A 24,847-nucleotide genomic window follows, 5' to 3' on the forward strand; every position below is an offset into this window, starting at 1 on the left:
GGCGGTGCGTTTTTCCTGATCAAGCCGCCGGGTCGGGAATAGCGGCATCGCCCGCGAGCGGACTCCTACGGTACGGCGAGCAGGCGCTCCCTGATTCGGTCGGCCACGCGCAGTGCGTTGGCGATGATGGTGAGGGTGGGATTCACCGCGCCATTTGACGGGAAGAAGCTGGCGTCGGTGACATAGAGGTTGTCGAGTTCGTGGGCCTTGCAGTCGAGGTCGAGTACCGAGCTTGCCGGGTCGGTGCCGAAGCGTGCTGTGCCGGCCTGGTGCGCGGTGCCGCCCACCGGGATGTTCTTGCCCAGGTAAAGTTTGCGTTCGAGCAGAACCGGATGGGCATTCTGCTTGCTCAACATTTGCTCGAGCTTCTTCTTCAGGCGATGGTGCGCTTCCATGTTGTTTTCGGTGAGTTCCAGGATCACCTTGTCGCCGTCATAGCGGATCCGGTTCTCCGGTCGCGGCAGGTCTTCGCTGGACAGCCAGAAGTCCAGCGAATGGCGTGCCATCATCTCGAACGGCATCTTCGGCAACCATTCCAGCCATGACGGCAGTGCCTCACCGCGGATCTGTGCCTCGTGCGATTTCGCACACATCTGGATCAGGCCCAACGGGTAGTTCCAGTCATCGCTGCCGAAGTACCAGTCGCTGAGCGCCAGGGTTTTCTGGAACACGGTGTCATTCGGTTCGCGCAGCAAGGCCATCAGGATCGACTGGTTGTGGCGCATGTAGTTTCGACCCACCTGGTCCGAGCCATTGGCCAGGCCGTTGGGATGCTTGTCGTTGGCCGAGCGCAGCAGCAACAGGGCCGACGACAGTGCGCCACAGGCGACCACGACGAGGTCCGCGCTGTAGCGTTCCTGTTCGCCATGGCGGGTGACCTGGACGGCCGAGACCGTCTTGCCCGACGGGTCCGTTTCCAATATGGAGACGTAGGCGCCGGTGAGCAGGGTGAGATTGGGGTGTGCCTTCAGCGCCGGGTCGACGCACATCACCTGTGCGTCTGCCTTGCCGTTGAGCGGTGACGGATAGCCGTCGAAATAGGGCGTGCGGATGCATGGACTGTCGGGCGTGGTCTTGCCATCGATCTCGTCGAGCAGGATGCCCATCGGCAGGTGGAAGGGATGCAGGCCGTCTTGCTGCAAGCTGTCGTGCAGCGCCTGGATGCGTGGTTCATGCGCTACGGGCGGATAGGGATACGCGTCGTCAGAAGGTGGTTCGCCGGGATCCTCGCCGCGCTGGCCGTGCACGTGGAACAGCTTCTCGGCTCGGGTGTAATAGGGTGCGAGGTCAGCGTACTTCAGCGGCCACGCCGGCGAGATGCCATCCTTGTGGACGACCTCGCCGAAGTCGCGTTCGCGCAGGCGGAACAGGGCCGCGCCGTAGACTTTTGAATTGCCGCCCACGTAGTAATGCAGGCCGGGTTGAAAGCTGTGGCCGTCCTTGTCGTACCAGGTTTCCGTGGTCTGGTAGATGCCCTCGACAAAGACCTTCTGCGTGTTCCAGTTGTCCACCGAGCGCGGCAGATAGTCGCCGCGCTCCAGCAGCAGGATTCGCTTGCCGGTGGTCGCCAGCGCTTGTGCCACGGACGCGCCGCCGGGGCCACTGCCGATGATGATGACGTCGTAGTGCGGGTTCGTCATGCCTGATCAGCCGCCGGTGGCAAAGCCGGGATAGAGCGTCATGCCGCCATCCACGAACAAGGTGGTGCCAACCACGTAGTCGGATTGATCCGACGCCAGCCACACCGCGGCGCGGGCGATGTCCTCCGGTTCGCCGATGCGCCCGTAGGGCACCAGCGTCATCAAGGCCTTGTATGCCTCCGGCGTATTCCAGGCACTGGTGTTGATCGGCGTGCGGATGGCGCCGGGCGCGATCGCGTTGACGCGGATTTTCAGTGGCGCCACTTCCTGCGCCAGACTCTCCATCAATTGCTTGATGCCGCCCTTGGACGAGGCGTAGTTGGCGTGGCCGGCCCAGGGGATCTCCTGATGCACCGAGCTCATGCATATGATCTTGCCGGCGGCGCAGGAGACGGACGGCACCACGCCGCGCCGACTGAATTCGCGCACCGCTTCGCGCCCGCACAGGAACTGTCCGGTGAGGTTGACGCCGATGACCTTGTTCCACTGTGCCAGGGTCATGTCCTTGAAGGCGGAGTCGCGCTGCAGGCCGGCGTTGGCCACCAGAATGTCCACCGTGCCGAACGCCTCGATCATCTGCTTGAACATCGCCACCACCTGGTCCTCGTCGGACACGTCGGCCTTGATCTTCATCGCCTTCACGCCGAACCCTTGCAACTGCTCGACCACCGCCTGCGCCGCATCGTCGTCCACCACGTAGTTGACCACCACGTCCGCGCCGGCCTCGCCCAGCGCCAATGCCACGCCACGGCCGATGCCGGAGTTGGCGCCGGTGACGATGGCCTTCTGGCCGGTGAGAGAGCGGGGCACCGCAAGCGTCGGTGCAGTGGAATTCATGGTGGGCTGGGTCACGATGGCATCCCGTAGTGGTCGTGGACAAGGCCCTGACCATGCGCCATGGCGCGTTGCGGGTACGTGAGAAAACGGTCAGTGGAAAGCGCAAGTTTTCACGATGTGGCCGCACGTCCCGCGATGGTTCACGACATGATTCGGCGTGTGATCGAACCGGCGCCGACGATCCGTTCACCGTCGCGCGTTCATGCTGATTCCTTCGTGCTCGCGTGGACTCGGCCTCTTGTTCACTCTCATCGTCAGCCTGCTTGTTCGCCTCACGCTGGTGGCGCTGTTTCTGCCATTCAGCGCGCTGGACAAACTGCTCAATCCCACGGCGGCCGTGGACCAGGCGCAGGGCACGGTGCATTCGCGCGTGTTGGCCCGGGTGCTGATCGCGCTCGGCCTGTGCGTGGAAGTGCTGATGTCGCTGGCGGTGATCACCGGCATCTTCGATCGCCTGGCCGCCGTGATCCTGGCCGGCTATTGCGCGATCACGGCCGTGCTGTGGAAACAGTTCTGGAAGACCGGTGATTTTCGCCTCAAGGGTCCCAGCAAGGGCCGTGACGTGTTCTGGGACTTCCTGAAGAACTTCGCGCTGGCCGGCGGATTCCTGATTCTCGCCACCGGCGGCACGGCGCTGGGCGTGCGGCAATTCATGCGGCATCCGCTGTCGTCTTCCCACCCTTACGTCACCGAGCCGCTGGCTCCAGCGACACTCGTCTCGGGAGATCAACCATGATGGAGCAGACCAGTCCGAACGTGCCGTATTGCCAGCTCTGGACCGACGGGCACGGTGTCAGTCATCAGCAACTGTGCCACTTCACCGAGTTCGAACTGGCTTCGATTGGTGGCGGCGCCAATCCGCAATGGAAGGGGCACAAGACCCGCGGCAAGACCACGGTGATGACCACCGTGTTGCCGGTCGGCTGGGTCGGCGACTGGCATGAAAACCCGATGCCGCAATGGATCATTCCGTTGTCGGGACGCTGGTCGGTGGAATCGATGGACGGCGATCGCCGCGAATTCGGGCCGGGCGACATATCGTTTGGTGGCGATCAGCATTGCCGTGAAAAGGACGGTCGCAAGGGCCATCGCTCCAGTACGGTCGGCAACGCGCCCGCGGTGCTGATGCTGGTGCAGTTCGAAGACATGCCGGTGCCCACGGCACCCGGCGTGTTCAAGTGAGGGTGCGGCCATGAGTCCTGCTGACGGCTTTGTCACGCTTGATTCGAAGTTCGATCAGTACGTGTTGTCCAATGCTCCGCTGGAAGAGCTGGCGGGGGGCTTTCGCTGGCTGGAGGGGCTGGTATGGATGGGCGACGCCAATTGCCTGCTGTTCCAGGATTTGCCGCGCAACCGCACCATGCGCTACATCGAGAACGCCGGCGTGTCGGTGTATCGCGAACCCTCGCATTACGCCAACGGCCAATGCCGCGACCGCCAGGGCCGGTTGATCTCCTGCTCGCATCGCGATCGCTGCCTGTATCGCACCGAGCCGGACGGCAAGGTTGTCCGGCTGGTGGATCAGCACGCGGGAAAACGCCTCAACGCGCCCAATGACGTCACGGTCAAATCCGATGGCACGATCTGGTTCACCGATCCGCTGTACGGCATCCAGCGCGATTACGAAGGTGGCATCCAGGTATCCGAGCAGGCGCCAGCGCTGTACCGCTTCGATCCGGAAAATGGCCAGATCAGCATCGCCGCGGGCGATTTCGACGGGCCGAACGGACTGGTCTTTTCACCGGACGAGCGTCGGCTCTACGTCTGCGAAACCGGCGACGCCACCAGCGAAAACCCGAAGCAGTACATCCGGGTGTTCGATGTCGGCGCCGATGGACAACTGCATGGCGGCGAGATTTTCCACAAGGTCGAGCTAGGCTTTGCCGATGGCCTGGCGATGGACGAGGAGGGCAACCTCTGGTCCAGCGCCGCCGACGGCGTGCATTGCATCGACCCCGCGGGACGCCTGCTGGGCAAGATTCTGGTCCCGTATCGGGTGTCCAACCTGACGTTCGGCGGCTACTGGAAGAATCGCTTGTTCATCGGCGGCTCGCATACGTTGTATGCGATTTTCCTGAATCGGCGGGGCGCGGGGTGGCCGTGATTTCCGCCACCTCCGGCATTCGCGTCACGCGCCTGCAACATGTGCGGCTGTGCAGCGCGGACGCCAGGTTGCTGGCCCGCTTTTACGAGTCGGCGTTGGGATTCCGGCGGACGGCGGTCGAACATCTGTCGGGTGCCCGGGCACAGGAACGGTTCGGGGTGACCGGGCGAGTGCTGCGCATCACTCTCGCCTTGGGCGCACAGTGCGTGAAACTGGTGCAATTCGTCGATCGCCCGGGACGTCCCTATCCGACCGGACTGACCAGCTCGGACTTGCGCTTCCAGCATTTCGCCATCGTGGTATCCGACATGACGGCGGCGATGGCGCAGCTCTCGCTGGCAAGCGGGTGGACACCGATCACGCAAGGCGGTCCGCAGCAATTGCCGCCCTCATCCGGTGGCGTGACGGCCTTCAAGTTCCGTGACCCGGAAGGCCATCCGTTGGAGCTTCTGGCCTTTCCCGACGACGCCACGCCAGCGTGCTGGAGGCAGGCGCAAGGGCATGGTCCGTTCCTGGGTATCGATCACTCGGCCATCAGCGTGGCGGACACCCACCGCAGCATCGTGTTCTACCGGGGATTGGGGCTCTCCGTCTCCAGCGGATCGTTGAATGAGGGTGTGAGCCAGGGCCGGCTCGACGATCTGGCTCATCCGGTGGTCGAGGTGACTGCACTGACTCTCGAAGATGCCGTGCCGCATGTGGAGTTGCTGTGTTATCGCGACGCTGGTCATTCGGCGCCGCCGGAGGTGCGAGTCAATGACGTCGCGGCGACCTGGCTGGTGTTCGAACCCGCGCAGCATTCACCACGACCCCAGTCACGCGGCATCTCCGTGTGGAATCTGGCGGATCCGGACGGCCATCATCTGGCGGTGGCGTGGCCGGAAGGCTGACCTGGGCGCTTCGCATGGACGGGAATCGGACAGAAGGAATGGACGGGACAAAAGCTCGAGCACACCATCCATCCGTGGCGAGCCGCAGCAGGCGCGTCGAACCTCGCTCACCAGAGCAGTCGACTCACAACCAGTCGAACCGGATCGCCGCCACCGCTTGCGGCGGCATGTCGACTTCAAACACGATCTCACCATCTCTGGTTTCGGTGGTCAGCGCTTCGGTCTTCAGCTTCGACACCTCATGCAGCTCCGCGACCATCCTGGCGCTCAGGTATTCCGGCTTGCCCATCTGCTCCCAGCGGCGTTTGGCGTTGGCGTGTTCCAGGTCGATGCGCTGGATCGTGGCGGACTTGACTGCCTTGGCGCCTGCAAGCGTGAAGGTCACGGTCTCGGTCTGGATCGGGTGGCGCGGCAGGGCGAAGTTGTTCAGCACGATGGTGGCACTGTTTCCGTCGCGTACCAGCCACGCGTCCACGGTGGCGTGCGCACCTTCCACGGGCATCATTTCCGTCCCAAGCGAGTGCAGCATTTCATAGGTGCGGTATGCCGGTTTGGCGATGCCGTGGATATTCATCAGGCCGAAGCCGCCCTGGAACGGCACCGAGGGGAAATAGTTTTCCTCGAAGATGTCCGAGAACGTCCAGTAGCTGTAGCCCTGCACCAGGCCGTTCTGCTCCAGCACCGTCTTCATGATGAACGCGGCGGCATAAGGATCGTCGTGCATGGGGTCGCGCGGATTGGATGAGGTGCACCACTCGGTGTAGTAGACCGGCAGGTCACCCGCCTGCTTGCGTACTTCGCGCGCCTCGTCGCGTAATACGCTGCGCGTGCTGTCGGCCAGCTCGGTTTCGGTGTCGTCGCCCGGCTTGCCGAAAGAATCGGTGGGGTAGTGGTGGGTGCTGATGAAATCCACCGGCAGCTCGTTCTTCTTGCAGAATGCGAGAAAGTCGTCCACCCACGCATTGTCTGCCGTGGCCGGACCGCCGACCCGCAGCTGATCATCGATGTTCTTGATCGCTTCGACGGTATAGCGATAAAGCGGAAAATAGTCCTCCTGCTTGCCGCTGCCGAACGCGGTGAGATTGGGCTCGTTCCAGACTTCGAAAAACCACGAGCGGACTTCGTCCAGACCGTAACGCTCGACCCAGTGCCTGACGATTTTTGCAATCAGCACCGACCATTGCGCAAGGTCGCGCGGCGGGCTGACGTTGGCGCGGTAGTGAAACTGGAGTTGCCCCGACGATGACAGGCACGACGGCATGAAACTCAATTCGACGAACGGCTTCATGCCGATTGACAGCAGGTAGTCGAAGATCTGGTCAACGTTGAAGAACGAGTAGATGAACTGGTCGCTCTGGTCGATCAGCGTGCCCATGTCATCGCACAGGATGCCGTGGAAACGCACGTGGCGCATGCCCAACTCGTCATGCGCACGCTTCAGCTGTGCCTGCCAGTCCGCCCGCAACGCCAGCGTGGCATGGCCGCTGCCTACCGTGTGTTCCCAGAAGTGCGGAAGGTCGGTGACCGTGCCGGCGAGGTTGCCGCTGAAGCTTGCTGCCATGAGGAAGGGCCTGTTGCCATGAGGGAACCGCGAAGGCTGTCATGCGCGCTCCGGGCGAGCCGGGGCACGCTTGGTGACGCGGACACCGCAGCATTCCTGCAAAGGATGAGTGGGGCGGCGTTCACGCTCGGTGAGCGCAGGAAAATGCGTGTGCGGCGGCGTTTGAGGTCAGCCTTGCAGATGTCCGTGTTCACCGAGGTCGCTGGGGGAATCGTCCAGCATGCCGCGGGCAAAATCGAAGGCGCGCGCAATGAAGTTGTCGGCGGCTTCCCAATAAGCCGCATCCCGCACGCGGATGCGCAACACCATCAGGTTGGGATCGCCGGGGCCGTCCGGGAAAAAGATTTTCTGCGTCGGACTCCACAACTCGTGGATGGTGTCCTCGTCGCGATCCATGCGGGCGCGGCCACGCACCGAGACGTAACGGTGCTCACCGGGATGGGCATAGGCGAGGTTGGCACCGGCTTCGTCGGTGAGATCCTCGACCTTGTGGCTGTTCGCGGCGGTGAAGAAGATCAGCTCGCCGTTGGCATCGAGCTTCAGCGTCTGCAGCGGCCGACTGACGAACGAGCCATCACTGGTACGGGTGGTCAGCATCGCCACCTCGATGTCCTTGATCAGTTCGCCCAGCTTGTGCAGATCGGTGTTGCCCGGTGCTTCGTTCTTCATGGCGATGTTCCGGCAGTTGAAAGCCGTAGCATCGCGCTTGGTTCTTCAAGATCGGATGAAATTCGTGGAGGGGCGCCCAACCGTGGCTGAATCCGCTCAGCTGGTTTGCTTCCATCGGCGTACGGCTTCTGCAAAGGCCAGGCAATCGGCAAAGCGGTTGTACAGCGGTGCGGGCGAGATGCGGATCACGTCCGGTTCGCGCCAGTCGCCGATGATGCCTTGCGCCATCAGGTACTCGAACAGCGCGCGGCCGCGTTCGCGGCCATCGATCACGCGGATCGAGAGCTGCGCGCCACGGCGGGCGGGTTCGGCGGGCGTCACCACGTCGAGCACATCGGCCAGCCGGGTCTGCACCAGCCATTCGAGATAGCCGGTGAGCTGCAGCGACTTCTCGCGCAGTGCGGCCATGCCGGCACGACGGAAGATTTCCAGCGAGACGCGCATGGGTGCCAGCGCAAGGATCGGCGGATTGGACAGCTGCCAGCCGTCCGCGCCGGGCGTGGGCTGGAACTGGGGACCCATCTGGAAGCGGGTGGTCTTGTCGTGGCCCCACCAACCGGCGAAGCGCGGCAGCACGGCCTGCGCATGACGCGCGTGCACGAAGGCACCGCCGACGGCGCCGGGGCCACTGTTGAGGTACTTGTAGCTGCACCAGATCGCGAAATCGGCGTCGCTGTCGTGCAGTTGCAGGGGCAGGTTGCCGACGGCATGGGCAAGGTCGAAACCGACCATGCAACCGTGTTGGTGACCGAGTTCGGTGATGGCTTTCAGGTCGAACGCCTGGCCGGTGCGGTACTGCACGCCCGGCAACATCACCAGCGCGATGCGTGAGCCATGTTCGGCGAGTGCGCGCTCAATGGCTGCCTGCGAGGTGGTGCCGTTCGGTTCATCCGGTTGCAGTTCGATCAGGGCAGTGGCCGGATCGAAGCCGTGGAAGCGGATCTGCGATTCCACCGCATAACGATCGGTGGGAAACGCGCCGCCCTCGATGAGGATCGCCGGACGTTCCCTGGTGGGGCGGTAGAAGCTCACCATCATCAGGTGCAGGTTCACGCCCAGCGTGTTCATGGCCACCACTTCGCCGGGCTGTGCGCCCACCACGGCGGCGAGGTCGTCGCGCACGAACTCGTGGTAGTCCATCCACGGCAGACGGCCCTTGAAATGGCCTTCCACGCCAAGCTCACCCCAGTAGTCCAGCTCTGCGTTGACCGCTTCACGCACCGCGCGGGGTTGCAAGCCCAGCGAGTTGCCACAGAAGTACACGCTGTCGCGGCCTTCGTGCGGCGGGATCAGGAATTCGTCGCGAAACGCACGCAACGGATCGGCGGCATCACGGGCGTTGGCCCAGTCGAGGGTGGCCTGGTAGTCGGGCATGGTGGTGTCCTGCGTGGTGTCAATCCAGGAACGCACCCTGTGCGCGAGCCCTTTCGTCAGGTGACGAAAAGCAATCGCGCACAGGGTGCGCTCCTGCCCGGATCTGCGGAAAATCTATTTCAGTTGTGCGGCCACGGCATCGCAGCCCTTGTCGAAATCGGCCTTCCAGCCGGCGCCGGCCTGGGTTTCGCTGGGACGCATGCAGCGCAACTGGATCGCGCGGCCGTTCTTGAACCAGTAATGTTCGGTGTAACTGAACGTGGTGCCGTTTTCCTGCGCGGTGTAGATGTTGCTGTTCGGTCCCGGTGGGGTGAGTGCCACCTTGTAGCCGGGCAGTGCCATGGCTTTGGCGGTGGCTTCGCTGCGGTACTGGTTGAAACTGTTGAGATCGGCGACCTGCTTCACCGTCACCGTGACGCGGGCGAGACTGTTCTTGCCGGTAGGCGAAGGGTCGGGCACCTGGAACACGTGGGCTTCGGGATCGCCCTGGGTTTCCATGATGCCGAGCCAGTTGCCTGGCGTGCTGAAGGTGACGGTGCCATCGGCCATGCTGACGTCGGCGGCGTGTACGCCACCGGCAAGCAGAACGCCGGCGAATGCCATAGCCAGGGTGGTGCTGCGCAGGAAGTTCATGCGGGTACCTTCGAAGTGGTGTCGGGGGCGAAGCGCTGGAGAGGCAGGCCCAACCATTCCAGCGCCGTGCCGTGGAACAGCCGCGCCCGATCGGTCTCGTTCAGGCCCAGCGCCTCGATGCCACTGCCTGGCTCCTGCTCCCCCAGCGGGAAAGGATAATCGGTGCCGAGCATCACCTGCCGGGCGCCCGTCACATCCAGCAGATAACGCAGGGCCTGGTCGTCGTGCACGCAGGAGTCGAAGTAGAAGCGTTTCAGGTATTCGCGCGGGTTGCGCGGGTTGTCGGTGGCGACCAGGTCCGGACGCATCTTGAAGCCGTGTTCAATGCGACCGATGGTCGACGGAAAACTGCCGCCGCCATGGGCCAGCATCACGCGCAATTTCGGCAGGCGTTCCAGCACGCCGCCGAAGGCCAGGCAGCAGGCGGCACGCGACTGCTCGGCCGGCATGCCGACTAGCCACGGCATCCAGTATTTCGGCATGCTGGCCATGCCCATCATGTCCCATGGATGCACCAGGACCGCGGCGCCCAAGTCGGCGGCGGCCTCGAAAAACGGGAACAACTCGGGAGCATCCAGGTTCCAGTCGCCGCAATGCGAGCCGACCTGCACACCTTGCAGGCCCAGCTCGTCAATGCAGCGCTCCAGCTCGCGGATGGCCAGGTCGGGCGCCTGCAACGGCACGGTGCCGATGCCGGCATAGTGCCGAGGGTAGTCGCGGCACATGCCAGCCATGTGGTCATTGAGATGGCGATGCAGTTCCAGCGCCTGATGTCCCGGGGCCCAGTATGAGAACAGCACCGGCACGGTGGAGATCACCTGCACGTCGACACCGAAGCGGGCGTAATCGTCGATCCGCGTCTGCGGGTCGAACGCCGAATCCCACACCTCGCGGAAGAATTTGCTGTCCTTGTAGATGCGGTGTCGCCCGTCGGTGTGTGTCATCACCGGAAAGCGGTCGTCGCCGTACTTGGCTGCCAGGTTCGGCCAGTCACGGGGCAGGATGTGCGCGTGGGTATCGATCTTGAGCATCCGTGCAGTGTAAAACCTCCGGGGGCAGACGTCGCCTGTGCCGCCAGATGGTGCCCGCCGGCGGTTCAGGCCAGTGAGGAGAGCTCGCCGAGGGGCGTTTCTTGCGCGCTGCGTTTGACGACGTGGGCGAGCGTGTCGATGTTGTCGACCAGGCGATCGCTGATCCGGATCAGCAGGTCGGCATCAGCCGCGTCGGCGGAGTTCTCTGCGCGACCCGCCAGCTGGCGTTGGCGGGCGCGCAAATCGGGCAAGTCAGGCATGGACTGACCGGAGCGGAGCGCCGCCGAGATCGTCCGCAAGGCAGCGGCGCCTTCGTCCACGAACTCGCGGATTTCGACCTGGATCGGCAAGTTGTCGATCTCCTCGATCATCGCTTCCAGCGTCATCGCGGTACGAGCCAGCCGGTTGCCGTTGGCGAACAGCGTGCGGGCCAGTACCAGCAACGCCGGCGGGGTGGCGGGCTCGCTGCGCATCCGCTCGATCGACGCCTGCGCATTGACGCGTGCGGTGCGCGCTGCGCTGCGCGTCTCGGCTCGCGTGCTGGTGCTCGCACCGGGTGCCAGCAGGCTGCGCAGATAATCGGCATAGGCGTCGATCATGGTCGCCAGCGCGGCGCGGGCGCGGCCGCGTTCCCAGGTGGGCCATGCGACGTAGGCGAGCAGGGCGATGCCGCAGCCGAGCGCGGTGTTGATCACGCGGTCGAGAACGGCGGCACCGGGTGCCACGCCCTCGAACGACAGCAGGATCACCACGGTGCCGGTCAGCGTGGCCACCGCGATGCCGTAATGCGCGCTGGCCAGATAGCGGAACGCCATGCACAGCACCGCCATCAACGCCAGGTGCGCCCATGGCTGATCGGGAGTGATGTAGAGCAGCACGGTGGTGAGCACCAGCCCGAGCACCGTGCCCAGCACGCGCAGCAGGCCGAAGTTGAAGGTGGCGCCGAAGTCGGCCCGCAGAACGATCGCGGCAGTCATCGGCAGCCAGTAGCCGTGCGGCAAATTCAGCACGCGCGACAGTGCCAGCGTGACGCTGAGGCAGACCGCCATGCGCACGGCATGACGGAACGCCACCGAGCGCGGAGTGAGGCTGGCGCGCAAGGTGGCCCAGGTCGCACCACTGCGCAGCGCCGATGGCAAGGCGGTCTCCGCGGCACTGGCGCGCAGCTCGCCACGGCTGCCGGCCCAGTCGGCGTTGCGCACCGCGGCGGCGAGTTGGCCGATCAATGCGTGGATGTGGGTGGCGCGACTGACGCGCGCGCCTGCGCCGATCGTTCCCGTCACGCCGCCGGGTGCGTGCGACTGCAGCGCCGGCAGCAGGCTCGCCGCCCGCTCGGGCGAGTCACCGTCCTCCAGTGCTTCGGCAATGGCGTCCAGTACGCCAGCGACCGCTTCCCGGAAACCGGCCTTGATGGCAATACCGTCGTGCAGTGCGGTCATCGCCGTCAGCTCCAGGCGTATCCGCTCGGCCAGTTCCAGCAGCACGCCGAACGCTTCCATCGCGCGACCGTGGGATCGGTGCCGTCCCAACAGCGTTTGCTGCAAGTTGGTCATGGCCTCGCTCAGTGCCGGCACGTCGGCATCGTCGTGGCTGGCTTCGCGCGCCAGCGCGGCGAGTCCGCGATAGACGTCGACCAGCGCGTGGCGCTCCGGTCGGTAGCGCTGCAATGGCCACGCCGCCAGCGAAAAGCTGGCCAGCAGCAGGCCGCCGCAGAAGATCAGCGCGGCGCCGCCCAGCGCACCGCTCAGCGTGGTGGGTGTCGAGGCGGTAACCACCAGCAGGATCATGCTGGTCATGCCGACACGCGCCGTGTCCGTGCCAAAAACCACCAGCAGTCCGCCGAAGAAGCCGCAGATGGCCGTGGCCAGGAGCATGGGCAGCAGTTGGCCGCCGATCAGGAAGCCCACCAGTGACGCCAGCGCCGCGGCCAGTGCGGAAAGCAGCAGTTGTCGCAGGCGCTGCCGGTACGGACCGGGCTGATCGGAAAACATGGTGTTCAGCGCGCCGGCGCCCACGCCCAGTCCGATCTGCGGATGGCCAGTGGCCATGCCGATGCCCAGAGGCAACACCACCGCGGCGGTGTTGCGCACCACCACCGCCCACGGCACGTCCGGTCGCTTGATCTTGATCAGGCTCTCGATCGCGTGCGCGCGTAGCGAATAGTCGCTGGATGACATGATGTGCTGTGGGTGGCCAGTGAGGAGAGTGAGGGACGAGTATGTCAAAAGCCGCGCAGCAACGGCTCCGCTCTCTCTTTCCTCACTACTCTTCACTCACTCCTGCTGTCAGGCGCGTCCGGCGAACTCGCCAGTCAGCGTGTTCACCCACACTTTCTCGTCGTTGCTGATGTACTCGGGTACCTGCACTTCGACTCCCGTGTTGAGCCTGGCCGGCTTGTTGCGCTTGGTGGCGCTGGAGCCCTTCATTTCCGGCGCCGTGTCGACCACGGTCAACACGATGCTGGTGGGTACCTGCAGGCCGACCGGTGCGTCGTCGATCACCTGCACGTAATAGCCTTCGGTGCCTTCCACGATATAACCGGCGTTGTCGCCGACCAGCTCGGGCGACAGCAGGTACTGGGTGTAATCCTCCGCATCCATGAAGACGAACGCGTCGCCATCCATGTAGGAGAAGTTCGCCGCGCGGCGGACCAGGTCCATCTCGCGCAGCTCGTCGTCGGCGCGCAGGCTGAGGTCGAACTTGCGCCCGCCGGGAATCGAATACAGGGTGAAGCGGAAGGTGACGTTGCCGCCACGCGCGCTGGGCGAGCTGCGTTCGATGTCGCGTACCTGATAGACGGTGCCGTCGTGTTCGACCACGTTGCCTTTCTTGACGTCGGAAGCTTTCATAAGTCAGGAGTGAGTTCAGAGGAGTGAGGAGTGAGAGAAGAGCAAAGGCGTGCGGTGAAGCGGCATGAGGTGAGCTTGCTCTCACTCCTCACTCCTCTCCACTCACTCCTCGCTACTTGGGTTGCAAACGCACCGCGCCATCGAGACGGATGGTTTCGCCGTTGATGTAGCGATTGCCCAGGATGAAGGCGACGGTGCTGGCGTATTCGTCGGGCTGGCCCAGCCGCGACGGGAACGGGATCGACGCCGACAGCGACTGCTGCACGGACTCGGGCATGCCGTCGACCATCGGGGTCCAGAAGATGCCCGGTGCGATCGTCGCCACGCGGATGCCGAAGCGGGCCAGTTCGCGCGCCATCGGCAAGGTCATGCCGACCACGCCGCCCTTGGACGCCGAGTAGGCGGCCTGGCCGATCTGGCCCTCGTAGGCGGCCACGCTGGCGGTGTTGATGATCACGCCGCGCTCGCCGTCTTCGCCCGCCTCATTGTTCTGCATCAGCGCTGCCGCGGCCTTGGCCACGTTGAAGCTGCCGACCAGATTCACCATGACGGTGCCGGAAAAAGTGGCCAGCGGCATCGGGCCTTCCTTGCCCAGCACGCGGCCGGCGCCGAGGATGCCGGCGCAGTTGATCAGTACGTTCAGGCCGCCCATCGCGTGGTGCGCGGCCGCCACGTTCGTGGCCACACCTTCTTCGGAGGTGACGTCGGTGCGGAAGAAGCGCGCGGCATCGCCCAGCTCCTTGGCAGCGGTGTGCCCCTTCTCGTCGTTGACGTCGAAAAGGGCGACCTGACCGCCGTGGGAAACGAAATGCTGCGCCACCGCGTGGCCGAGACCGGAGGCGCCGCCGGTGATGATTGCCTTGACCTGATCGAGCTGCATGAAGTGTCCTGGAAGCTGGGTCGAAAGGTCGTCATGTTAGCTGACCCACGACCGCTGCTGCAGGCTGAACGGAAAACCTGTCATGGCAATGGATTCACGCGCCGTTGGGCAAAAGCCCGTCATGTTGAAGTCGAACCTGCTGATGTCCCTGCATACGGTTCGCCCAGATCGTTTCGTGTCCCACTGAGGAGTCAACGCATGAAGAAGCTGCTGAGCCTTTCCGCCGCCTGCGGCGTGATGTTGATGTTTGCCAGTGGCGCCGTGCTGGCACAGGATCATGACCGCGATCATGGACATGACCAGGATCGCAACGGGCAGAGTCACCGTCATGATGATCGTGGCCATCATGACGACCGTGGTCATCGTGACGATCGGTACGACCACGGTCACGCCTATCGTGGTCGCCCCCAGGTGCGTTACGCCAACTGGCATGATCGCGGTCGGCACGAGGGCTGGTACCGCCGTGGTGGCTACCTGCCGGTGGAATATCGCACCCGTTATGTGGTGACCGATTGGCGCCATGACCGTTTGCGTGAACCGCCGCGCGGCTATCACTGGGTGCGCAGCGACAATGGCGATTTCCTGCTGGTGGCGATCACCACCGGGATCATCGCCGACCTGATCCTCAACCATTGATCGGGTGATGATTGCCAAGGGCCCCGCCATGCAGCGGGGCCCTTCGTTTTCGGAACAATTCTGTCGTCGCAGTGCGGGCGCTGCCAGCCGGCTCTGATATTTGGAAAGCCGCTGGCGGGCAGTGCCCGTCCTACGCCTTGCGCAGCGAATCAGCGAAAATCTCCGGCAGCGAGTGCGGCATGACCGTCGGCAGCCGGGAAAACGGCGTGACCGCCGTGGGGGGATTCGCCGCTGCCTGCAGCTCCTTCTGCCAGACGCCCACGTCCCACCACTGCCCCAGCTTGTAGCCGCACTGGCGCCAGACGCCGGCAGGTGTGAAGCCCATGGCTTCGTGCATCGCCACACTGGTCGTGCCGGGCAGAGTGATGACGCCGACGGCCTGGGTGATGCCCTGCAGCTGCATCACATCCAGCAGCGCACCGTAGAGGCGACGTGCGATGCCGCGGCGGTGCGCATCGGCGCGCACATAGATCGAGGTTTCGGCGATCCAGTCATAGGCGGCGCGTTCGCGGAAACGACCGGCGTAGGCGTAAGCCAACACCTCGCCGGCTTCCTCCCACACCAACCACGGATAGTGCTGCAGACGGCTGCGCAGGCGCTCGCGCATGACGTCCACGCCGGGCAATTCGGTTTCGAACGTGGCCACGCCGTCGCTGACCGACGGCGCGTAGATCGCGTGGACGGCGGCGGCGTCGTCGTCGCGGGCGATGCGGATCATCATCGGCTGGTGGCCTTCAGCAGCTCGTACTTCCAGTTGCGCCGCTTGCCTTCGGCCAGCCATTCCAGCGTGGTGGCGATGCGCTTCTGGCGGGTGGCGTCGGTCTTTGCCTCGCCGATCCAGTCAACGTATTCGCGCTGCGCGCCGGGGCCGAAACTTTTCCATGTCGTGCGCGCGACAGCGTGCTTCTTCTGCGCGAGCAGGGCGGCGACATCATCGGGCAGGATCGGTGCGGACTTTGCCGCGGCCTTGGGGCGGGCCTTCTTCACGCCCGCCTCATTCAGCGCCATGGCCTTTTTGATGAACGCGGCGAACTGCTTCGGTGGCGGCAGATCCTTCAGCGTGGCGAGTTTGCCGAACTGGCCCATGCCGTCCTCGTCGCTGCCGCCGGTGACTTCCTTCGACAGCCAGAAGCCGAAGCTGCAGTGCTGCCTGAACGACGCCATCATGCACATCGGCGCGGCCTTGTAGCTGAAGAACGGCATGCTCCACTTGATGCCTTCCTCCACTTCGGGACAGGCGGCATGCACGCGCTCGCGCAGTTGCTCGAGGATAGGCCGGGCGAACTCGCCCGATTTCGCGATATAGGCATCGATGCGCGGGTCGTGGCTGGTCATGGCGTCGCCTCACAGGTCACGGATGAAATAGCGGTCGCAGCCATGGTGGCCGGTGCCGCCCATGGCGCTGCACAGCGCGGTGAATCCGCTGCGCCGGTACAGGGCCTGTGCCGCATCCATGCCGGTCAGCGTTTCCAGGTAGCAGCGTTTGAAGCCGTGCTCGCTCGCGGCCTCGAGGCAGCGCTGCATCATCGCGCTGCCCGCGCCGATGCCGCGCGCCGCGGGCAGGAAGTACATCTTGCGCAACTCGCAGACGTCGGCTTCGCCACCTTCCAGCGGAGCGATCCCGCCGCCGCCCAGCACCACGCCGTCACGTTCGACCACAAAGTAGCTGCTGCGCGGCTGTGCGTAGGCTTCGTGCATGCTGTCCACCTCGGCATCGTGAATCGCGAAGCCGGGGCCGTCGGCGCCGAATTCGGGCATCACCGCGCGGATGATTTCCGCCATGGCCGGGTTGTCCGTGGCGGCGATCGGACGAATCAGAATGGCGTCGGTCATGGGGTCGTTTTGGGCGTGAGGTAGGGGGTGCCGGCTTTCATGACGAAAACGGGTTGACGCAGCGCGTCGATATGCGTGCTGGGATCGCCGGTGAACGCGACGAGATCGGCGTCCATGCCGGGGGCGATGTGGCCGAAGCGATTCGACTGGCGCAGGATCTTCGATGCCACATCGGTCGCCGCGTGCAGCGCCTGCGGCGGGGTCATGCCATAGGCCACCATCGCGACCGGTTCGCGCCAGTTGTCACCGTGGCGGAACACGCCGACGTCGCTGCCGTTGCCGATCGTCACGCCCAGTTTCAGCGCGGTGCGGAAGCCATGCTCGGCTTCGCGGATGCGCTCGGTCGGTTCGCTCTGGCCCGGAACGTAGTGCTGGAAATATTCGGCGGTGGCTTCGACGGCGGTGAGCGTCGGTTCGTATGCGGTGCTGTGCTGCTTCATCAGCTTGAAGGTGGCCTCGCTGGCACCGTAACCGTGCTCGACGCTGTCCACGCCAGCTTCCACCGCCATACGCACGCCGGCGTCGCTGGCGGCGTGTACGGCAACCGGTCGGCCGATCTGGTGGGCGGTGTCGACCAGCGCTTTCAGCTCGGCCGGAGTGAACGTGGGTGCCGTGCCGCCATCCGGGCCGACGCGGTAATCGCCGTAGATCTTGATCCAGTCGGCGCCCCGCGCAGCTTGTTCGCGCACGGCTGCCATCGCGGCGTCGACACCGCTGACTTCCTGCGCGCCGCCGGGCAGCGCAATGTCCGGGCGAAAGCCGCGCGGGCCGGGGCCGTAGCTGGCGGTCGCGACGATCGCGCGGGTGGCCACGAACAGGCGCGGGCCGGGAATCATCCCTTCGTCGATGGCGCGTTTGACCGAGACGTCGGCGTAACCGGCGCCTTCGGTACCGAGGTCGCGCAAGGTGGTGAAGCCGGCCAGCAGGGTAGCCTTCGCGTGTGCGGCGGCCTCCAGCGTGCGGTAGTCCTGCGGCTCGGTCAGTACCTGATCGTTCCACAGCACCTCGTTGTACGGATGCAGGAACAGGTGCGAGTGGAGATCGATCAGGCCCGGCGTGAGCGTGGCGCCGGGGAGTTCGACACGCTGCGCATCGGCGGGTGCATGGATCGAGTCGGCCGGACCCACGGACGCGATCACTCCATCGTGCACCAGCACCGCCCAGCCCTTGTGTGCGACGTCGCCGTCAGCCGTCCATACCCGAGCGGGCAACAGCAGCCAGTCGCCTTTCGGTGTGGCGGCGCTTGCGGGCATGGAGCACAGCAGGAGCAGCAGGACCGCTGCTGTTTGCCACCAAGTCGTCAGGCTTGCGCGCATCGCTTCGTCCGGTCAGCTGAAGCACCGATGATAGCGAGCTTTCAGGCTGCGGCGGTACGTGCGCGGGTGACCCGGCTGGCGGTTTCCTTGTGCAACTGCGCGGCAAGCCAGGCGCCGGTGGCGATCAGCAGGTCGAGGTCGGCGCCGGTTTCCATGCCCATGCCCTGCAACATGTAGACCACGTCCTCGGTGGCCACGTTGCCGGTGGCGCCCTTCGCATACGGGCAGCCGCCGGTGCCGGAGACGGAGCTGTCGACCACGCGCACGCCTTCTTCCAGGCAGGCGAGGATATTCGCCAGCGCCTGGCCGTAGGTGTCGTGGAAGTGCACGGCCAACGCGCTCATCGGGACCCCTTGCGAAACCGCATGCAGCATCGCGCGCGCCTTGGCCGGCGTGCCGACGCCGATGGTGTCGCCCAGCGATACCTCGTAGCAGCCCAGTTCGTGCAGGCGCTTCGCCACGCGTACCACGTCGCCGAGCGGTACTTCGCCCTGATACGGACAGCCCAGCACGGTGGAGACGTAGCCGCGCACACGCACGCCATCGGCTTTGGCTTGCTCCATCACCGGGATGAAGCGCTCGATCGATTCGTCGATCGAGGCGTTGATGTTCTTGCGGTTGAACGCTTCCGAGGCGGCGCTGAACACGGCGATCTCGGTGGCACCGACCTCGCGTGCACGCTCATAGCCCTGCAGGTTCGGCACCAGTACCGGATAACTCACGCCCGGCACCTTGCGGATGCCGCGGAATACCTCGGCCGCGTCGGCCAGTTGCGGCACCCACTTCGGGCTGACGAAACTGGTCGCCTCGATGGTTTTCAGGCCAGTGGCGGAGAGCCGGTCGATCAGCGCGATCTTCACCTCGGCCGGCAGCAGGGTCTTCTCGTTCTGCAAGCCGTCGCGGGCGCCGACTTCGACGATGCGGACGTGGTTGGATGTGTTCATCGGATGCTCCGGATGTTGTGTAGGAGCGCACCCTGTGCGCGATGCTTTTGGTTGCGTGACGATGAGCATCGCGCACAGGGTGCGCTCCTACACGGTGAAACGTAACCGTGGTGCAATGTCCGCGCCGCGAGGCCACGGCATCATTCGGCGAAGCGCACCAGCACCGCGTCCGCCTCGACGAATTCGCCTTGCGTGGCGTTCATGCTTTCGATGGTGCCCGCACGTGGTGCTTTCAATGCCAGTTCCATCTTCATCGCTTCCATCACCAGCAACTCCTGGCCTTGCTCGACTGTGTCGCCGGCCCTGGCTTTCACCAGCACGATGCGGCCGGGCATCGGCGCGATGACCTGGTTGCCGCCAGCGGCGTCGCTGGATTCCCAAGCGAACGCGGTGGCGCGGGCGAAGCTGTAGCGCTGGCCGTTGGCGTCGTGCAGCAGCACGTGGGTGGCGTCGCTGTGCAACGGCACGCGGCGCGATTCGCCGTCGAAGCGGGCGCTGAGGTCGTGTTCGAGCAGTTTGGCGCCGCGCACGTCGCAGGCGGTTTCGCCGTGATGCAATTGATAGTCGCCAGCGTGGCCGCGTGCCTCGATTTCGAAGCGTTGTTCGCGCCAGGTCAACGCCACGATGCGCTTGCCGGCATGGCCGATGCGCCAGGCGTCGGCGCTGGCCCAGGGCGAATGCGGATCGGCCGCAGCGCTGGCGACGTGTGATTCGTCGCCCAGCAGCATTGCGGTGGCAGCGGCGAACAGCACGTTGTCGGTCGGCGGTACGTCGCCGACCAGGAACTCCTCGAGATGACGATCGAGGTAGCCGGTGTCGATGTGCCCCTCGACCACGGCGGGATGACGCACCAGCCGTTCGAGAAAGCCGATGTTGGATTTCGGGCCGATGATCTCGCTGGCCGCCAGCGCCTCGCGCAGTCGCTGCAGGGCCTGCGCGCGCGTCTCGTCGTACACGATCAGCTTGGCGATCATCGGATCGTAGAAGATGGTTACCGTGTCGCCTTCAATCACGCCGCCGTCCAACCGGACATGGTCCGACGGTGCCGGCAGACGCAGCGTCAGCAGCTTGCCGGAGCCGGGCAGGAAGTTCTGGTCCGGATCTTCGGCGTACACGCGTACCTCGATCGCGTGGCCGCGCGAAACCACCTGGTCCTGACTCAGCGGCAATGGCTCGCCCTCGGCGATGCGCAATTGCCACTCCACCAGATCCACGCCGTGGGTCAGTTCGGTGACCGGGTGCTCGACCTGCAGACGGGTATTCATTTCCATGAAGTGGAAATCGCCGGCGGGGCCGACGATGAACTCCACCGTGCCGGCACCGACGTAGTTCACGGCGCGGGCGGCGGCCACGGCAGCGGCGCCCATCGCGGCGCGCTTTTCCGGGGTCAGAAACGGCGACGGGGTTTCCTCCAGCACCTTCTGGTAGCGACGCTGGGCCGAACATTCGCGCTCGCCGAGGTGGATCACGTTGCCGTGGCGGTCGCCGAAGATCTGGAACTCGATGTGGCGCGGGTGCTCCACGTAGCGTTCCAGCAGCATCGAGGCATCGCCGAAGGCGGCCTCGGCCACGCGCTGAGCGGTAGCGAGTGCCTCGGGGAATTCCGCATCGCTGCGCACGATCTGCATGCCTTTGCCGCCGCCGCCGGCCGAGGGCTTGATGATCAGCGGATAGCCGACCTGGTGCGCCTGTTCGGCGAGGAAGGCGTTGTCCTGGTTGTCGCCGCTGTAGCCGGGCACCAGTGGCACGTCGTGTTTCGCCATCAGGTGCTTGGCGGCGGCTTTCGAGCCCATCGCATCGATGCTTTCGGGGTCCGGGCCGATGAACACGATACCGGCGTCCTTGCAGGCGCGCGAGAAGGCAGTGTTCTCCGAAAGAAAGCCGTAACCGGGGTGAATTGCCTGCGCGCCACTTTTTTTGGCGACGTCGAGGATTGCATCGATGCGCAGGTAGGAATCGGCCGGGCGCGGTCCGCCGATCGGCCAGGCCTCGTCGGCCAGCCGCACATGTTGCGCATCCTTGTCCGCGTCCGAGTACACCGCGATGGTGTGAATGCCGAGGCGGCGGCAGGTGCGGATCACGCGGCAGGCGATCTCGCCGCGGTTGGCTATGAGTACACGTTCGAACATGCGGATCCCTGAAACCGTGTGGGTCGATGCAAAACCGATGAAGTTAGCAGATTGCGCCGTGGCAGCCGACGCCGATGCCAATTCGCCATCGTAGGGCGGGCACTGCCCGCCGGCTCTTGCGTTGTACTTCGAGGTGCTGGGCGGCGGGCAGTGCCCGCCCTACGGGAGCGGTCATGAGGCGCTTTCCTGCTGGGTGGCAGCCACCCATGCCGGCGCACGCTTGTCGAGGAAGGCGCTCAGGCCATGCTGGCCTTCGGGCGACACGCGCAACCGGGCGATCAGGGCGGCGTTGGCGGTGTCGATGCGCTCGGCTTCCGCCTGCTCGGCGCCACCGATACGCAGGGCCAGCTGCTTGGCTTCGCGTTGGGCAATCGGGCCGGCCTTGGCCAGCAGGTACAGCTGGCGCTCGATCGCTTCGTCCAGTTCAGCGGCGGGCAGGGTGGCGTGCAGCAGACCGATTCGTGCCGCCGTTGCAGCGTCGAAGACCTCGCCGGTGATGAACAGCCGGCGCGCTTCGCGCAGGCCGATCGCGGCGACCACATAAGGCGAGATCACCGCCGGCACCAGGCCCAGCTTCACTTCGGACAGGGCGAACTTCGCGGTTTCCACGCCGATGGCGATGTCGCAGCAGGCGACCAGGCCGACGCCGCCGCCATAGGCTGCGCCATTGACGCGCGCGATGGTCGGCTTGGACAGGAATTGCAGGTTGCGCATCAGCCGCGCCAGGCGCAGCGAATCCTCGCGGTTCTCCTGCTCGCTGGCGCCGGCCATGCCGCGCATCCAGTTGAGGTCGGCGCCGGCGGAGAAGCAGCTGCCGTTGCCGCTGAGCACCAAGGCGCGCACGGCGGGATCGGCGTCGGCGGCCGCCAACGCCTCGGTCAGCGCGGCGATCAGGGTGTCGTCGAAGGCGTTGTGGATCTGAGGGCGGTTCAGGGTGAGCCAGGCGATGGCGCCGCGGCGTTCGCTCAGGATGGAATCGGTCATCAGGTCGTTCCCGCAAATAACGCGATGATAAACGTTGTCGCCGGACAGGCTCGACCTGCTGCAGCGGAACCGTCAAAAGGTCTACAATGCGAATTGTTCTTATTTGAGATTGCCTTCCGTGCGTTTGTCCGATTTGCCCAAGGGTGCCCCCGCCGTCGTCGACCGCGTGCACGATGCGCATGCGGCAGACCCGATCGCGCAACGCTTGCGGGATCTTGGCTTCGTCGATGGCGAGCCGGTACGCGTGGTGGCGGTGGGGCCGATGGGCGGTGATCCGGTGTTGATCCAGATCGGTTTCACCCGGTTTGCGCTGCGCAAGGCCGAGGCCAACCGGGTCAGCGTGCGCAGCGAGGCGGCGGCATGAGTGCGTCGACCCTGCGCATCGCGCTGGTGGGCAACCCCAACTGCGGCAAGACCGCGCTGTTCAACCAGCTCACCGGCGGTCGGCAGAAAGTGGCCAACTACGCCGGCGTAACGGTGGAGCGCAAGGAGGGCCGTTTCACCGCGCCGTCCGGTCGGGTGCTGCAGATCCTCGACCTGCCGGGCACCTACAGCCTGGAAGCGAACAGTCCGGATGAAAAGATCACCCGAGACGTCTGCGCCGGCAACTACCCGGGCGAGGCCGTGCCGGATCTGATCGTCTGCGTGGCCGATGCCACCAACCTGCGTCTGCACCTGCGCTTCGTGCTCGAGGTCAAACGCCTTGGCCGGCCGGTGGTGTTGGCGTTGAACATGATGGACACCGCGCGTCAGCGCGGCATCGTGATCGACGTGCCGGAGTTGCAGCGGCGACTCGGCCTGCCGGTGGTGGAGACGATTGCGGTGAAGCGCGGCGGCGCACGCGCGCTGATCGAACGGGTCGATGGCGAGGTTCCGACGGCTGCACCGGTGCAGCCGGACGACGCGGCCAGTCGTGCCGACCTGCATGCGCAGGTGCGCGAACTGCTGACCGCGACAGTGACGATGCCGCGCACCACCGCGGCCATCGACGACACGCTGGACCGCTGGGCTCTGCATCCGGTGTTCGGCTTGCTGATCCTCGCGGTGGTGATGTTCCTGGTGTTCCAGGCGGTGTACTCGATCGGCAAGCCGATGACCGACGCGATTGGGGACGGCTTTGGCTGGCTGGGCGAACACGCCGCCGTCTGGATGCCGGCCGGGCCGTTGCAAAGCCTGGTCACCGACGGATTGTTTGGTGGCCTGGGCACGGTGCTCGGCTTTCTGCCGGAAATCCTGGTGCTGTTCCTCTTCATCATTGTGCTGGAGGAGTCGGGCTATCTGCCGCGCGCCGCGTTCCTGCTCGATCGCATGATGCTGTCAGTGGGGCTGACCGGGCGCTCGTTCATCCCGCTGTTGTCCAGCTTTGCCTGCGCGATCCCCGGCATCATGGGCACCCGCAGCATCACCGATTCACGCGACCGCCTCACGACGATTCTGATCGCGCCGCTGATGACGTGTTCGGCGCGGCTGCCGGTCTACGCGTTGCTGATCGGCGCCTTCATCCCGATTCGCTACGTGTTCGGCGTGTTCAATCTGCAGGGCGTGGTGCTGTTCGCGCTGTACCTGGCCGGCATTCTCGGTGCGATGATGGTCGGCTGGGTAATGAAGCGCATCCGTCGCGACAAGAGCGAGCACGCGCTGATGATGGAGCTGCCGTCGTACCGCGTGCCCAAGCTGCGTGACGTGGCGATCGGCCTGTACGAGCGCGGCATGATCTTCGTGAAGCGGCTGACCGGCGTGATCCTGGGCCTGACCGTGCTGATGTGGTTCCTGTCCACCTTCCCCGGTGCGCCGGAAGGCGCCACCCAGCCGGCGATCGAGTACAGCTTCGCCGGTTACATCGGGCGCGTGTTGCAATACATTTTCGCGCCGATCGGCTTCAACTGGCAGGTCAGCCTGGCACTGATCCCGGCTTTCGCCGCGCGCGAGACGGCGGTGGCGGCGCTGGCCACGGTGTACCTGGTGGGCGGTGAGGCGACCGGTGGACTGGGCAACGCCCTGGCCGGTCAGCTTTCACTGGCCAGCGCGCTGTCGCTGCTGGTCTGGTTTGCCTACGCGCCGCAGTGCATGTCGACCCTGGCAATCATCAAGCGCGAGACCGACTCGTGGCGCAATGTGGCGATCTCGTTCGGCTACATGTTCGTGATGGCCTACGCCGCGTCGTTCATCGTCTACCACGTGACGAGAATGCTCACATGAGTAACGGTCTGCTGCTGCAGTACGTCGTGATCGGGCTGGCCGTGCTGACCAGCTTGCTGATCGTGCTGCGCAAGCTGGCGCCGAAACTGACCAATCGCTGGATGGCGGCGGCGTCGATCCGCTACAACCAGCCGGGGCGCCGTGCATGGGTACGTGCCATGGGTCGTCGCCTGCAACCGAAGCAGGCCACCGGTGATTGCAGCGATGGTTGCAGCACTTGCGGCGCCTGCGGGCCGAAGCCGCCGGCGGCCGCACGACCGGGTGAGCCGATGCCGCTGGAATTCCGTTCGCGGCGGGATTGAGGTGGCTCCGCCTGTAGGAGCGCACCCTGTGCGCAA

The 24,847-nt window shown here is 65.1% G+C and carries 25 protein-coding genes; 8 read left to right on the top strand and 17 right to left on the bottom strand.

The window, feature by feature from the left end; genetic code table 11:
• Positions 1-65: 65 nt before the first annotated feature.
• Both ACVWWQ_RS11020 and ACVWWQ_RS11025 read right to left on the bottom strand, forming a co-directional pair.
• Positions 66-1,640: a GMC family oxidoreductase gene (locus ACVWWQ_RS11020; protein ID WP_133947418.1), complete on the bottom strand. Its 1,575-nt coding sequence runs from the start codon at positions 1,638-1,640 to the stop codon at positions 66-68.
• A gap of 6 nt (positions 1,641-1,646) precedes the next feature.
• Positions 1,647-2,492 carry an SDR family oxidoreductase gene (locus ACVWWQ_RS11025; RefSeq protein ID WP_208321567.1) on the bottom strand — a complete coding sequence of 282 codons (846 nt, stop codon included), beginning with the start codon at positions 2,490-2,492 and terminating at the stop codon, positions 1,647-1,649.
• Between the two features lie 223 nt (positions 2,493-2,715).
• Between ACVWWQ_RS11025 and ACVWWQ_RS11030 the strand changes: the two genes are divergently transcribed.
• The 4 genes from ACVWWQ_RS11030 to ACVWWQ_RS11045 are packed head-to-tail and all read left to right on the top strand — an operon-like array spanning position 2,716 to position 5,471.
• Entirely contained in the window at positions 2,716-3,213 is a 498-nt protein-coding gene (locus ACVWWQ_RS11030) for a DoxX family membrane protein (protein WP_133947416.1), read from the top strand.
• Positions 3,210-3,659: a cupin domain-containing protein gene (locus tag ACVWWQ_RS11035; protein WP_208321566.1), complete on the top strand. Its 450-nt coding sequence runs from the start codon at positions 3,210-3,212 to the stop codon at positions 3,657-3,659. The genes ACVWWQ_RS11030 and ACVWWQ_RS11035 overlap by 4 nt, the downstream gene beginning before the upstream one ends.
• A 10-nt stretch (positions 3,660-3,669) precedes the next feature.
• Positions 3,670-4,581, top strand: a complete 912-nt coding sequence (locus ACVWWQ_RS11040; RefSeq protein ID WP_133947414.1) for an SMP-30/gluconolactonase/LRE family protein — start codon at positions 3,670-3,672, stop codon at positions 4,579-4,581.
• Positions 4,578-5,471 carry a VOC family protein gene (locus tag ACVWWQ_RS11045; RefSeq protein WP_133947412.1) on the top strand — a complete coding sequence of 298 codons (894 nt, stop codon included), beginning with the start codon at positions 4,578-4,580 and terminating at the stop codon, positions 5,469-5,471. The genes ACVWWQ_RS11040 and ACVWWQ_RS11045 overlap by 4 nt, the downstream gene beginning before the upstream one ends.
• 124 nt (positions 5,472-5,595) lie before the next feature.
• Here ACVWWQ_RS11045 and ACVWWQ_RS11050 read toward each other — a convergent pair whose 3' ends face one another.
• From ACVWWQ_RS11050 to ACVWWQ_RS11085, 8 genes are all read right to left on the bottom strand, one after another.
• Positions 5,596-7,032 (bottom strand): GH39 family glycosyl hydrolase, encoded by a 1,437-nt coding sequence (locus tag ACVWWQ_RS11050; RefSeq protein ID WP_133947410.1) that lies wholly within the window; start codon positions 7,030-7,032, stop codon positions 5,596-5,598.
• A 168-nt stretch (positions 7,033-7,200) separates the two neighbouring features.
• A complete protein-coding gene (locus ACVWWQ_RS11055) occupies positions 7,201-7,701 on the bottom strand; it encodes a pyridoxamine 5'-phosphate oxidase family protein (RefSeq protein WP_099653549.1) in 501 nt (166 codons plus the stop codon).
• Between the two features lie 96 nt (positions 7,702-7,797).
• Positions 7,798-9,075, bottom strand: coding sequence for a kynureninase (kynU, locus tag ACVWWQ_RS11060; protein ID WP_133947408.1), 1,278 nt, complete (start codon positions 9,073-9,075; stop codon positions 7,798-7,800).
• 114 nt (positions 9,076-9,189) lie between these two features.
• A complete protein-coding gene (locus tag ACVWWQ_RS11065; RefSeq protein WP_099653548.1) occupies positions 9,190-9,708 on the bottom strand; it encodes a hypothetical protein in 519 nt (172 codons plus the stop codon).
• Positions 9,705-10,739: an amidohydrolase family protein gene (locus tag ACVWWQ_RS11070; protein WP_099653547.1), complete on the bottom strand. Its 1,035-nt coding sequence runs from the start codon at positions 10,737-10,739 to the stop codon at positions 9,705-9,707. The genes ACVWWQ_RS11065 and ACVWWQ_RS11070 overlap by 4 nt, the downstream gene beginning before the upstream one ends.
• A gap of 65 nt (positions 10,740-10,804) precedes the next feature.
• Positions 10,805-12,916 carry an FUSC family protein gene (locus ACVWWQ_RS11075; protein ID WP_133947406.1) on the bottom strand — a complete coding sequence of 704 codons (2,112 nt, stop codon included), beginning with the start codon at positions 12,914-12,916 and terminating at the stop codon, positions 10,805-10,807.
• 108 nt (positions 12,917-13,024) lie between these two features.
• Entirely contained in the window at positions 13,025-13,588 is a 564-nt protein-coding gene (efpL, locus tag ACVWWQ_RS11080; RefSeq protein ID WP_099653545.1) for an elongation factor P-like protein EfpL, read from the bottom strand.
• A 112-nt stretch (positions 13,589-13,700) separates the two neighbouring features.
• Positions 13,701-14,468 (bottom strand): SDR family NAD(P)-dependent oxidoreductase, encoded by a 768-nt coding sequence (locus ACVWWQ_RS11085; RefSeq protein ID WP_133947404.1) that lies wholly within the window; start codon positions 14,466-14,468, stop codon positions 13,701-13,703.
• Between the two features lie 198 nt (positions 14,469-14,666).
• Here ACVWWQ_RS11085 and ACVWWQ_RS11090 point away from each other — a divergent pair, with 198 nt between their 5' ends.
• Positions 14,667-15,104, top strand: coding sequence for an RcnB family protein (locus tag ACVWWQ_RS11090; protein WP_133947402.1), 438 nt, complete (start codon positions 14,667-14,669; stop codon positions 15,102-15,104).
• 130 nt (positions 15,105-15,234) lie between these two features.
• Here the strand turns inward: ACVWWQ_RS11090 and ACVWWQ_RS11095 are convergent, their stop codons facing one another.
• The 7 genes from ACVWWQ_RS11095 to ACVWWQ_RS11125 form a co-directional block, all read right to left on the bottom strand.
• Complete coding sequence (locus ACVWWQ_RS11095; protein WP_133949236.1) at positions 15,235-15,822, bottom strand: GNAT family N-acetyltransferase; 588 nt, start codon at positions 15,820-15,822, stop codon at positions 15,235-15,237.
• Positions 15,822-16,439, bottom strand: a complete 618-nt coding sequence (locus ACVWWQ_RS11100; RefSeq protein ID WP_133947400.1) for a YdeI/OmpD-associated family protein — start codon at positions 16,437-16,439, stop codon at positions 15,822-15,824. Before ACVWWQ_RS11100 ends, ACVWWQ_RS11095 begins: the two co-directional genes overlap by 1 nt.
• Before the next feature lie 9 nt (positions 16,440-16,448).
• Positions 16,449-16,937 carry a GNAT family N-acetyltransferase gene (locus tag ACVWWQ_RS11105; protein WP_099653540.1) on the bottom strand — a complete coding sequence of 163 codons (489 nt, stop codon included), beginning with the start codon at positions 16,935-16,937 and terminating at the stop codon, positions 16,449-16,451.
• Positions 16,934-18,253, bottom strand: a complete 1,320-nt coding sequence (locus tag ACVWWQ_RS11110) for an amidohydrolase family protein (protein WP_133947398.1) — start codon at positions 18,251-18,253, stop codon at positions 16,934-16,936. The genes ACVWWQ_RS11105 and ACVWWQ_RS11110 overlap by 4 nt, the downstream gene beginning before the upstream one ends.
• 41 nt (positions 18,254-18,294) lie before the next feature.
• A complete protein-coding gene (locus tag ACVWWQ_RS11115) occupies positions 18,295-19,197 on the bottom strand; it encodes a hydroxymethylglutaryl-CoA lyase (RefSeq protein ID WP_133947396.1) in 903 nt (300 codons plus the stop codon).
• A gap of 140 nt (positions 19,198-19,337) precedes the next feature.
• The gene (locus ACVWWQ_RS11120) at positions 19,338-21,326 is read right to left on the bottom strand and encodes an acetyl-CoA carboxylase biotin carboxylase subunit (RefSeq protein WP_133947394.1); all 1,989 of its coding nucleotides are present in this window, start codon (positions 21,324-21,326) and stop codon (positions 19,338-19,340) included.
• 171 nt (positions 21,327-21,497) lie between these two features.
• Entirely contained in the window at positions 21,498-22,310 is an 813-nt protein-coding gene (locus tag ACVWWQ_RS11125) for an enoyl-CoA hydratase-related protein (RefSeq protein WP_133947392.1), read from the bottom strand.
• A gap of 118 nt (positions 22,311-22,428) precedes the next feature.
• On the opposite strand from ACVWWQ_RS11125, the gene ACVWWQ_RS11130 reads away from it, so the two are divergent.
• Genes ACVWWQ_RS11130 through ACVWWQ_RS11140 form a run of 3 tightly spaced genes read left to right on the top strand, consistent with a single transcriptional unit; the run spans position 22,429 to position 24,811 of the window.
• On the top strand, positions 22,429-22,674 hold the full coding sequence (locus tag ACVWWQ_RS11130) for a FeoA family protein (RefSeq protein ID WP_099653535.1): 246 nt from the start codon (positions 22,429-22,431) through the stop codon (positions 22,672-22,674).
• On the top strand, positions 22,671-24,509 hold the full coding sequence (gene feoB, locus ACVWWQ_RS11135) for a ferrous iron transporter B (RefSeq protein ID WP_133947390.1): 1,839 nt from the start codon (positions 22,671-22,673) through the stop codon (positions 24,507-24,509). The genes ACVWWQ_RS11130 and feoB overlap by 4 nt, the downstream gene beginning before the upstream one ends.
• Positions 24,506-24,811, top strand: a complete 306-nt coding sequence (locus tag ACVWWQ_RS11140; RefSeq protein ID WP_133947388.1) for a DUF6587 family protein — start codon at positions 24,506-24,508, stop codon at positions 24,809-24,811. Before feoB ends, ACVWWQ_RS11140 begins: the two co-directional genes overlap by 4 nt.
• The last annotated feature ends 36 nt before the right edge of the window (positions 24,812-24,847 follow it).

Source organism: Rhodanobacter sp. TND4EL1, from assembly GCF_054061035.1.